This window comes from Micromonospora sp. ABR4_055 (assembly GCF_056160425.1).
The window spans coordinates 25,335-35,462 of sequence record NZ_JBSWXD010000063.1 but is presented as its reverse complement, the minus strand read 5'-3'; the positions used below and the strand labels follow the sequence as shown (position 1 = coordinate 35,462).

At 70.4% G+C, this 10,128-nt stretch carries 10 protein-coding genes and 1 rRNA gene; 6 read left to right on the top strand and 5 right to left on the bottom strand.

Annotated features, from left to right (window positions below):
- Positions 1 to 62, bottom strand: a 16S ribosomal RNA gene (locus ACXAHD_RS16310); the annotation flags it as partial.
- Between the two features lie 661 nt (positions 63 to 723).
- Positions 724 to 2,007, bottom strand: a complete 1,284-nt coding sequence (gene tyrS, locus ACXAHD_RS16305) for a tyrosine--tRNA ligase (RefSeq protein ID WP_281554636.1) — start codon at positions 2,005 to 2,007, stop codon at positions 724 to 726.
- 227 nt (positions 2,008 to 2,234) lie between these two features.
- On the opposite strand from tyrS, the gene ACXAHD_RS16300 reads away from it, so the two are divergent.
- Positions 2,235 to 2,738 (top strand): OsmC family protein, encoded by a 504-nt coding sequence (locus ACXAHD_RS16300; protein ID WP_281554635.1) that lies wholly within the window; start codon positions 2,235 to 2,237, stop codon positions 2,736 to 2,738.
- A gap of 124 nt (positions 2,739 to 2,862) precedes the next feature.
- Positions 2,863 to 3,897 carry an App1 family protein gene (locus ACXAHD_RS16295; RefSeq protein WP_281554634.1) on the top strand — a complete coding sequence of 345 codons (1,035 nt, stop codon included), beginning with the start codon at positions 2,863 to 2,865 and terminating at the stop codon, positions 3,895 to 3,897.
- A 37-nt stretch (positions 3,898 to 3,934) separates the two neighbouring features.
- Here ACXAHD_RS16295 and ACXAHD_RS16290 read toward each other — a convergent pair whose 3' ends face one another.
- Complete coding sequence (locus ACXAHD_RS16290; protein ID WP_281554633.1) at positions 3,935 to 4,108, bottom strand: hypothetical protein; 174 nt, start codon at positions 4,106 to 4,108, stop codon at positions 3,935 to 3,937.
- A 17-nt stretch (positions 4,109 to 4,125) separates the two neighbouring features.
- On the opposite strand from ACXAHD_RS16290, the gene ACXAHD_RS16285 reads away from it, so the two are divergent.
- From ACXAHD_RS16285 to ACXAHD_RS16275, 3 genes are all read left to right on the top strand, one after another.
- Complete coding sequence (locus ACXAHD_RS16285; protein WP_281554632.1) at positions 4,126 to 4,926, top strand: hypothetical protein; 801 nt, start codon at positions 4,126 to 4,128, stop codon at positions 4,924 to 4,926.
- A gap of 158 nt (positions 4,927 to 5,084) precedes the next feature.
- Positions 5,085 to 5,666: a hypothetical protein gene (locus tag ACXAHD_RS16280; RefSeq protein WP_281554631.1), complete on the top strand. Its 582-nt coding sequence runs from the start codon at positions 5,085 to 5,087 to the stop codon at positions 5,664 to 5,666.
- A gap of 81 nt (positions 5,667 to 5,747) precedes the next feature.
- Complete coding sequence (locus ACXAHD_RS16275) at positions 5,748 to 6,404, top strand: TRM11 family SAM-dependent methyltransferase (protein WP_281554630.1); 657 nt, start codon at positions 5,748 to 5,750, stop codon at positions 6,402 to 6,404.
- Here ACXAHD_RS16275 and ACXAHD_RS16270 read toward each other — a convergent pair.
- Positions 6,313 to 7,743: a hemolysin family protein gene (locus ACXAHD_RS16270; protein WP_475051484.1), complete on the bottom strand. Its 1,431-nt coding sequence runs from the start codon at positions 7,741 to 7,743 to the stop codon at positions 6,313 to 6,315. The two genes, ACXAHD_RS16275 and ACXAHD_RS16270, sit on opposite strands and share 92 nt — an antisense overlap.
- Before the next feature lie 215 nt (positions 7,744 to 7,958).
- Here ACXAHD_RS16270 and ACXAHD_RS16265 point away from each other — a divergent pair, with 215 nt between their 5' ends.
- The gene (locus tag ACXAHD_RS16265; RefSeq protein WP_281554629.1) at positions 7,959 to 8,789 is read left to right on the top strand and encodes a sulfotransferase family protein; all 831 of its coding nucleotides are present in this window, start codon (positions 7,959 to 7,961) and stop codon (positions 8,787 to 8,789) included.
- On the opposite strand, the gene ACXAHD_RS16260 is transcribed toward ACXAHD_RS16265, so the two are convergent.
- The gene (locus ACXAHD_RS16260; RefSeq protein ID WP_281554628.1) at positions 8,765 to 10,087 is read right to left on the bottom strand and encodes a tetratricopeptide repeat protein; all 1,323 of its coding nucleotides are present in this window, start codon (positions 10,085 to 10,087) and stop codon (positions 8,765 to 8,767) included. The two genes, ACXAHD_RS16265 and ACXAHD_RS16260, sit on opposite strands and share 25 nt — an antisense overlap.
- Between the last annotated feature and the right edge of the window lie 41 nt (positions 10,088 to 10,128).

Sequence of the window (10,128 nt, the reverse complement as noted above, 5' to 3'; positions counted from 1 at the left end):
ACTTGCATGTGTTAAGCACGCCGCCAGCGTTCGTCCTGAGCCAGGATCAAACTCTCCAACAAAAACTTGTGAAGAAATCAAACCCGGCATTTAAAATGCCAAGGAATCACCAACCAGAAAACCACCACAAACGCAGCAGTCAACCAGCCGGGAACCAAACAAACTTTGGCACTGGCTTATCAAGCACCCTGTTGAGTTCTCAAAGAACAAACACACACCAGCAGAACCACCCACACCAAGCAGGCAACCCCACCAGGGCCATCCGTCCCACCCGACTTCCGCCGGGCACTTTTACTACCTTACTCCGACTCTTTCGCCCCGTCAACCCGGGTTTTTCCGGATCGTGGTGCTTCGTGCCGGTTTGACCACCTGGTCGAGCGCGCCGTGTTACCCGTGCGTTCGAACCTGGTTTTGCAGGCCGGCCGCGACGTCTCCGTCGGCTCGCCCGGTGCCCTGCGGTCATCAACCCTAGCCGGTCGGTCCCGCCGCTCCAAATCGGCCCCGGCCCTGCCGGTGCGATCCTCGCGGCCCCGCCCGCCAGCTCCGCTCGGTGCGAACACCCGGACCTGGAGGTTGTCCCACAGTTCCGGCCGGTCACCTCGGCTGCGTTTGCGGCTCCGGTGTTTCCGTCCGTTCCCCTGCGGGCAGAGAGAAAGTTACGCGCCCGCCCGATCAGTCGTCAAATCGAGCGAACGCGTCCCACGTCACAACGTCGATTGACGCCTATCTGACCAGCTCAACCCCGGCAAACGTGCGCTTGCCGCGCCGCAGCACCAGGAACCGGCCGTGCAGCAGCGTCTCGGCCTGGACCACCGCCTCGACGTCCGACACCCGCTGATTGTTGAGGTAGGCGCCACCTTCGGCGATCGCCCGACGTGCCTCGTTGAGACTGCCGACAAGTCCCGACTCCTTCAACAACGCTGCCACCGCCGGCATCTCGCCGGTCACCGTCAGCAGGCCTGCCTCCCGCAATGCGGCGTGCAAGGTCTCCGGAGCCAGTTCGTCCAGCGACCCTCGGCCGAACAAGGCCTGGCTCGCGGCCACCGCCTGGGCTGCCTCCGCCGGACCGTGCACCAGCGCGGTGAGCTCCTCGGCCAACGCCCGTTGGGCGATCCGCGAAGCCGGCCGGGCCGCCGACTCCCGCTCCAGTTCGGCTATCGTCTCGCGATCCCGGAAGCTGAAGTAGCGCAGGTAGCGCCCGACGTCGCGGTCGTCGACGTTGACCCAGAACTGGTAGAAGGCGTACGGGCTGGTCAGCGCGGCGTCCAACCAGACCGCGCCACCCTCGGTCTTGCCGAACTTGGTGCCGTCCGACCGGGTGACCAGCGGCGTCGTGAAAGCGTGCACCGGGCCGGCTCCACGCCGGCGCACGTAGTCGACCCCTGCGGTGATGTTGCCCCACTGATCGGAGCCGCCGAACTGCAGCAGGCAACCGTGCCGCCGGTGCAGCTCAAAGAAGTCGTTCGCCTGCAGCAGCTGGTAGCTGAACTCGGTGAAGCTGATGCCGCTGTCCAACCGGGCCCGGACCACCTCACGGGCGAGCATCCGGTTGACCGGAAAGTGCTTGCCCACGTCCCGGAGGAACTCGACGACCGACATCGGCCCGGTCCAGTCCAGGTTGTTGACCGCCTGCGCCGCGACCGGCCCGGTGAACGAGACGAACGGCGCGAGCTGGTCGCGGATCCGGTCGACCCAGCCCGCCACCACCTCGGGCGGATTCAGGTTACGCTCACCGCCCTCCTTCGGGTCCCCGATCTGCCCGGTGGCCCCACCGACCAGCAGCAGCGGCCGGTGTCCGGCAAGTTGCAGCCGACGGGCGGTGAGCACCTGAACCAGGTGGCCCACATGCAGGCTGGGGGCCGTCGGATCGAAGCCGACGTAGAAGGTGGTCGGGTCGCGCAGCTGCCGGCCCAGTTCGGTCACATCCGTGGCATCCTGGATCAGGCCTCGCCAACGCAGCTCGTCCAGCACGTCGGGCGTACCGGCCGGGTCTTGTTCGTCCGTCACGGCGCGATTGTCCCTCATCGCGGACCAGCACGGACATCCGGTTTCCGACCTGCGGCGCAGGTCGGACCGAGCCCGCGAGCCCATCGGGACATGTCGTTGACCGGCGTTGGCCGGGCAGGGCGTCCGGCCCGCCGGGCAGGGCCGCCCGGCTCTGACCGGCCGACCGCCGGACGGGGTGCAATGAGAGTGCCGGCAGGGCGGTCGAGCGCCGGCAGAGGGAGCTGACGGTGAACACCATCGAGTCGACGACCGAGCAGCGCGACAGCCGGCAGCCGGTCCCGGTCCCGGTCCCGGTCGAGCCGACCGGATCGATTGGTCAGCCGGCGAAGCAGCCCGGGCTGACCGTACGGCACGTCGACGGCGAGCGGTACGCGGTGCAGGTCCGTGGCCACCAGATCATGGTCGACCAGCCGGTCAGCGGCGGCGGCTCGGACAGCGCACCGACGCCGGTCGAATTGTTCGTCGCCGCGCTCGCGTCGTGTGTGGCGTACTACGCCGGCCGCTACCTGGTCCGGCACGGGCTGTCCCGGGACGGGCTCGCCGTCGGTGCCCGGTACGTGATGGCGGCCGACCGGCCGGCCCGGGTGGCCGCGGTGCGGATCGAGCTGAGCGTTCCGGACGAACTGCCGGCCGGACGCCGGGCGGCGCTACGGGCCGTCGCCGCGCACTGCACGGTGCACAACAGTTTGCTCGACCCACCCGAGGTGGAGATCGAACTGGCCGCTACCTGACCTGAGGCGAGGACGCCGGATCGGCCGGTGTCGGCGGCGACACCGGCCGGCTGAGCGGGTTTCGCGTGGTCGATCACCACGCCGTGCCCGCAACGGGCGGCTGTGGCAGGGTGGCACCGTGGCGATGACACCCGTGAGCCCGGCGGCGCGTGGCGCCCACCGAGCCGTCCGGCTCGAGGATGCCATCCACGCCCTGTTGGAACGCCGGCTGCGGCGACGAGGTTGGGATCTCACGCTCATTCCGTACACCGGCTACGGGGCGCCGGGCTGGGTCCGGGTGATGGCGCGGGTGCTGCTGGGTCGGCCGGATCCCCCGCATCGGCGGGCGAAGAAGGTACGGGGCTGGCGCAGTTTCGCCACCCTGCCGGTCAAGGACGCGCCGGTGGTGATCGAGGCCGGCGGCAAGCGGCACGAGGTCCAGGCTGACCGGGGCGGGTTCGTGGACACCGTCGTGCCGGCCGATCTGGAGCCCGGCTGGACATCGGTACGGCTGCACAGCGGTGACTCCGAGCCGGTCGACGCGCCGGTACGCATCGTCGACCCGCAGGTCCGGTTCGGCATCATCTCCGACATCGATGACACGGTCATGGTGACCGCGCTGCCCCGGCCGATGTTGGCGGCGTGGAACACGTTCGTGTTGGACGAGCACGCCCGAGCCTCGGTCGCCGGAATGGCGGTGCTGTACGAACGCCTGGTCACCGCGCATCCGGGTGCGCCGGTGCTCTACCTGTCCACCGGTGCCTGGAACGTCGCGCCGACTTTGCGCCGGTTCCTGTCCCGGCATCTCTACCCGGCCGGCCCGCTGCTGCTGACGGACTGGGGTCCGACCACCGAACGGTGGTTCCGCAGCGGTCGGGACCACAAGCGCGCCAGCCTGGCCCGGTTGGCGGAGGAGTTCCCGCAGATCCGCTGGCTGCTGGTGGGCGACGACGGGCAGCACGACCCGGAGATCTACGCCGAGTTCGCGGCGCAGCATCCGGACAGTCTGGCGGCGGTGGCGATCCGTCGGCTCTCGCCGACGCAGGCGGTCCTGGCCGGCAATCTGCCGGCACCGGCCGGTGAGACCTCCAGGGCGGCCGGGCCGGGTGGCCGGCGGTGGTTGTCCGCGCCCGACGGCGCCGGCCTGGCGCACCTGCTGCGCGAGGCGCGACTGCTGTGACTGGTCACCCGAGCCGTCGGCTCGGCTGACCGGTCACTCAGGTTGAGGGCGGGGCGTCCGCTGGCCCGGCCTCGACGAGCCGCTGTCGGAGCCGGTCACGGATCTGTTCCGCCGTGTAGGCCCGACGGCGTCGTTCGGCCCGGACGACGACCGCTCCGGTCGCGGCGACCCCGACGAACGCGGCCAGGCCCACTACCTTCCACCAACGCATCCGCCTAGGGTAGTCGAGTGACCGGCGAACCACTCTCCCTCGACGCGGCGGTCGAACTGACCCGCACCGGTGACCTGTGGCTGTTCCGCGGGCGAACGATGCCCGACCGGGCGATCCAGATGACCACGAACAGCCCGGTGAACCATGTGGGGATGGCGGTGGTGATCGAAGATCTCCCGCCGCTGCTGTGGCACGCCGAGCTCGGGCGGTCACTGCCGGACATGTGGTCGGGCACCCACCACAGAGGTGTGCAGCTGCACGACCTGCGCGAGGCGGTCACGGTCTGGGCACGGCGCTACGGTCAGCGGGCCTGGCTGCGGCAGTTGGAGCCGCCCGCCGACAGCGCGATGGAGGATGCCGTGCTACGGACCGTCGCCCGGTTGGACGGCACCCCGTTCCCCTCCACCGCCGCGCTGGCCTGGCGGTGGCTGCGGGGTCGTGCCCCGTCGGTACGGCGGGCGCCGCTGGCCGGCGCGGTACGCGAACGGTTGGCCACCTGGTTGCCGCCGGTTGGTCGGGGCACGGCCGGTGCCGAAGCAGCCGAGGCAGCCGAGGTGTCGGGCGGCGCCGAACTGTCGGCTGACAGTGCCGCCGGCCGGACGGATCTGGAAAGTGTCTACTGCGCCGAGGTGGTCGCGGTGACCTACGAGGCGATGGGGCTGCTGCCAACGGGCCGGCGCACCAACTGGTACGACCCGGGCCGGTTCTGGAGCGGTGACCGACTCCGGCTGAGCGACGGTGCGCAGCTCGGTGTGGAGATCGCGGTCCGGGTTCCGCCGGCGACAGTCGGACGGCGGGCCGCCGACGCATCGGGATGACCGGCGCCGACGACCAACCTGCGAGCGATCAACCGGCTGACGCGTCCGGCCAACCTGCGAGCGATCAACCGGCTGACGCGTCCGGCCAACCTGCGAGCGATCAGCCGGCTGACGCGTCCGGCCGGGACCGGTCCGCCCGGTGGGAACAGCGACTGGCGGTGCCGGTGCTGGTCGCGGCGCTGGCCTCGGTTCCGGCGGTGTTCCTCACCCTCGCTGGCGGGGCGCTGGCAACGGTTGGTGAGGTCCTGCACTGGGCGAGCGGAGCGGTGCTGGTCGCCGAGACCGCCGTACTGCTGGCCTTCTCCGCCGACCGGCTGGCCTGGCTGCGGCGCAACCGCGGACTGGTGACGCTGACCCTGATCGTGGTCCCGGTCACCATCCTGGCGTTGGGGCCGCTGCAGGTGTTCCGCTTGATCTACACGGTAGGCACCTTGCGGCTGGTCCGGGCCCGGCGGATCGTGCGCGCTGTGCTGGTGCTGCACGGCCGGTTCGGGCCGAGCGGGCCGTGGGCGACCGCGTTCGCCCTCGGCGCCGGCGTGCTGGTCGCCGCGTTCGTGGCGATCACGTTGGTGGATCCCACGTCCCGCTCCCGGATGCTGCTGCAGGACTGGTTCGGCTGGACTGGCAGCGGTCACGTGGTCGCGGTCTGTCTGGCCGGAGCGATCGTGTTCGGTGCCACCTGGGTGGCGCTGCGCAACCGTCGCCAGTCCGGGCAGCACGACGACGCGGCGTCGGAGTAGTCCGGCACCGTCGGAGTAGTCCGGCAGCCGCCGACGCCCGGGCGGCCGGCCGCCGCGACTGCAGCGAGGGACAATGGTCGGGTGAGACCGTGGCTGCAGCTGACCAGCGCTGACCTGATCGCCCAACTCCCGGCAGGCGAGGACCAGCAGGTGCACTTCCCGGAGGCTCTGGTCGAGGCGGTGATCGACGAGTACACCACGGCCGGGCAGGCGGTGCTCGACCCGTTCGCCGGCTACGGCACCACACTGGTGACCGCGGCGCGGATGGGTCGACGGGCGACCGGCGTGGAACTGCTGCCCGACCGGGTCGCGCTGATCCGGCAGCGGCTCGCCGGAGCGGCCGGTGCCGAGATCGTCGACGGTGACGCCCGGAAGCTGATCGGCCTGGTCGACGGGCCGTTCGACCTCTGCCTGACCTCACCGCCCTACATGGACGCGACGGACCATCCGGAGAATCCGCTCAACGCCTACGAGACCCTCGACGGTGACTACACCAGCTATCTCGACGAGATCGGTGAGGTCTTCGGTCAGGTCGCCCAGTTGCTGCGGCCGGGCGGCCACGCCGTGGTCAATGTGGCGAACATGCGGGTCGACGGTCGGGTGACCACCCTCGCCTGGGACGTGGGTCGGGTGATCCGCGCCCATCTCACTCTGCTCCAGGAGTCGTTCCTGTGTTGGGACCACCAGCCCGACTGGCTGACCGGCGACTACTGTCTGGTTTTTCAACGGCCGAGCTGAGCGGGCGGTTCTCGACGTCGGTGTGGTCGCCGTCGGTGTGGTCGCCGTCGGTGTGGTCGCCGTCGTCCTGCGAGGATCGGCGCAGCCGTACGCCGCTGATGGCGTGGTGGTCGACGGAAGCGACGGTGAGTGCCCAGCCGTCGACCCGGACCGACTCGCCCACGTCGGTGGGGATGTGGCCGAGCCGGGCCAGCACCAGACCAGCCACGGTGGTGTAGTCGCCGTCCGGCCGGCCGGGCAAATCGACCCCGATGTCCCGCAGGTCGTGTACGGGGAAGGTCCCGGGGACCAGCATGGTGCCGTCCGGCTCGGTGCGTACCGCGCGGATGTCTCGGTCGGTTTCATCGTAGATCTCACCGACGATCTCCTCCAGCACGTCCTCCAGGGTGACGATGCCGTCGACGGCACCGCGTTCGTCGACGACCAGCGCGATGTGCTGGCGGTGGGTCTTGAACCGGCGCAATGCGTCGACCACCGGCAGCGACTCGGGCAGCAGCATGGGCGGGCGGGCGACCGCGTCGACCGGCCGGTCGTCGGGTACGCCGACCAGGTCGCGCAGGTGGATCACACCGACGGTGTCGTCCAGCATCCCGTTGCGGACTACCGGCGCACGGGAGTGACCTGAGGTGGCCAGCACGATTCGGGCCGCCTCGGCGGATGTCCCGCTGTCCAGGGTGAAGACCTCCAGCCGGGGCACCAGCACGGCGCGCAGCCGCCGGTCGGCGATCTCCAGTGCCCCGGAGATGATGGTTTGCTGCTCGGCGCTGAACGCCCGGTGACCGGCCACGATGTCGCGCAGTTCGTCCGGGCTGATCTCATCGCGGGTCGCCTTCGGGTCGCCGCCAGCGAGGCGGACCACGATGTCACTGGTGGCGCCGAGCGCCCAGACCGCCGGCCGGGCCAGGCTGGCCATCATGTCGAGGGGTCGGGCCACCGCCAGGGCCCACCGCTCGGCCCGCTGCATGGCCACCCGCTTCGGGGCCAGTTCACCGAAGACCAGTGTGACGAAGGTGAGCACCAGGGTGATCAGCACGATCGCCGCCGGCTCCGCGGCCCGGCCGAGCACGTCCAGCGCTGGCACCAGCGGCTGCGCCAGCGACACCGCAGCGGTGGCCGAGGCCAGAAACCCGGCCAGGGTGATGCCGATCTGGATGGTCGCAAGGAACCGGTTCGGGTCCTTGGCAAGCTTGGCCAGGACCCGGCCTGTCCGACGGGACCGTTCCAGCCGTTGCAGCTGGCTGTCGCGCAGTGACACCAGGGCGATCTCGCTACCGGCGAAGACCGCGTTCAGCACCACCAGGATCCCGACCAGCGCGAGTTGTGTTCCGTACCCCTGCACGTACGCACCTTCCATCGCCGCCGTCGTGACCCGGATTCCGTCGCCGGTGTGCTGCGGCCTGCTTTGCCCACCTGGGCCGAATGCGAATCCTGCCATCCGTCTGGGTTTCCGGGCCGCTCGGCCCGCCGGTCACCTGGCATCCGGCGTCGCTGTGCCCGGCCGGTGGGCGAAGACCCCTAGCATTTTCTCAGGAAGATTTCGTAGTGTCGGGTCGTATGAGCTGGAAGCATCACCTTGCCGTACGGATCGCCCGGTCGACCGGAATGCAGATCACCCGCCGGGGCGGCCGTCCCGCCTTCGTCCGCCGCCCACACCGGCTGCTACGCCAGCCGGTCTTCATTCTGTCGTCGGTCCGGTCGGGGTCGACACTGCTGCGAATGATGCTGAACAGCCACTCCTCGCTATACGCTCCGCACGAGCTGCATCTGAGCAAGTTGCGGGTGGAGTTCAGTGACCACTACATCACGGACAGCATGGGCGAGTTGGGCTGGGACGCCCAGGAGGTCACCCACCTGCTGTGGGACCGGGTGTTGGACGCGGCGTTGCAGCGCAGCGGGAAACAGGTCCTGGTCGAGAAGACTCCGCACAACGTGTTCATCTGGCCCCGGATCGCCCAGGTGTGGCCGGACGCGCGGTTCGTGTTCCTGCTACGCCACCCGGCCGCGATCATCGACTCGTGGACCAGGGCCCGACCCCAGCAGACGCCGCAGGAGGCAGTTGAAAGCGTCGGCCGGTACCTGACCAAACTAGCCGAGGCACGCCGGGTGCTTCCCGGACACACGGTCCGCTACGAGGATCTGGCCGACGATCCGACGACCGAGACCCGGCGCATCTGCGAGTTCCTCGGTCTGGAGTGGGAGCCGGACATGGTGGAGTACGGCCGATTCGACCATGGCCGGATCAAGGCCGGGCTGGGTGACTGGACCGGACGGATCCGTACCGGAACGGTCCAGCCGCCCCGGGAACTGCCGGCCGACGTGGCGCTGCCGGCTCCGCTGTTCGAGGTGGCCCAGAGCTGGGGCTACCCGGCCCGCCGGGACGACTGAAGGCCGAGGTGCACCGCGGCGGTGGCCTTGCGGAACGCCTCGACGGCGCCGACCGGATCGCCAGTGTCGGCCAGCACGTCACCGAGTTCGGCCCAGGCCCGGGACGCCTGCCGCGAGGCGCGCAGCCCGCCGAGGGTCGCGGCGGCGCCGGCGAACATCTCCCGGGAACCGGTGATGTCGCCGGCGGCCGCCAGCGCGGCGGCGAGGGCGGTCTGCGCCCGGGCCCGCTCCAGATGTGCCTGCCCGCCGAGTTCGGCCAGCGACCGCCGGGCGCTGCGCACCGCGCCGGCCGCGTCGCCGTCCAGTAGCAAGGTACGCGACAGTTCGGTCAGTACGTAGCCGCGGTCGATCCCGCCGCCGACCTCGGTGAGCTCGCGCAGCGCCCGTTCGAACGTCGTGCGGGCCTCGTCGATGCGGGGTGGCGTGTGGCTGAGCAGGATGCAGCCGTACGCGGTGAGCAGCCGGGCGGCGCTGCGTCGGTCCCGGTCCTGGCGGAAGAAGGCCAGCGCCTCCTCGGCGAGTTCCAGTGCCTCGCGGTAGCTGCCCTGTTCGCAGGCGACCTGGCTGGCGTTCCAGAGCACCGCGGCCCGGGCCCGGGGTGAGCCGATCCGGTCGGCGCGCTGCAGGCCTTCGTGGAGCAGCCGTTCGGCCTGTCTCAGGTCGCCCAGCTCGCAGTGGGCGGCTGCGACCGTGGCGAGCAGCCGGACGGCGTCCTCGGACTCCCAGGCACCGAGGCGGTCGACGCGGTCCAGGGTGCCCATCCCGACCTCGATCACCCGCTGCAGTTCGCCGAGCTCGTAGAGGCACCGGATCCAGCTGATCACCATGCCGAGCGAGGCGACGAACGCCGGGCCGTCGGGGTTGTCGCGCAGCAACGACTCGTACTGCTGGGCGGCTTCGACCAGTCGGCCCTGCTCGGCCAACGCGCGGGCCAGGCCGAGCTGCGCCTCGGTCCGGGTCAGCGGGTCCGGCGCGGCGGTGGCCAGGACGCTGCTGAACTGCCGTTCCGCCTCGGTCGGGTCTCCGGCTTCGATGGCGAGCCGACCGTACGACAGGGTCAGTGCGGCGGGCCTGGTGGCGACCGCGTCCGCTTCCCCGGCGAGCTCGGCCACCGAGCAGCCGAGGGTCTGCGCCAGCTGGCGTAGCACCTCCGGCTTGGGCGACCGGCGCCCGGCTTCGAGTAACGATATGTAGCTGACCGACAGGCTCCCCCGGGCCAGCTCCCGCTGGGTCATGTTGCGCGCGACCCGCAGGGCTCGCAGCCGTCGGGGGAAGTCCGGGTGAACTTGTTGACTCATGTCCAGCCCCCTCATCTACTGCACGGAGGTTTATACCACCG

What these genes read in the sequence shown, in the direction of transcription:
- ACXAHD_RS16295 (WP_281554634.1), top strand. Translation starts at nt 2,863, where the DNA reads ATGACACCCGTGAGCCCGGCGGCGCGTGGCGCCCACCGAGCCGTCCGG.
- ACXAHD_RS16290 (WP_281554633.1), bottom strand. Translation starts at nt 4,108, where the DNA reads ATGCGTTGGTGGAAGGTAGTGGGCCTGGCCGCGTTCGTCGGGGTCGCC.
- ACXAHD_RS16265 (WP_281554629.1), top strand. Translation starts at nt 7,959, where the DNA reads ATGAGCTGGAAGCATCACCTTGCCGTACGGATCGCCCGGTCGACCGGA.
- ACXAHD_RS16260 (WP_281554628.1), bottom strand. Translation starts at nt 10,087, where the DNA reads ATGAGTCAACAAGTTCACCCGGACTTCCCCCGACGGCTGCGAGCCCTG.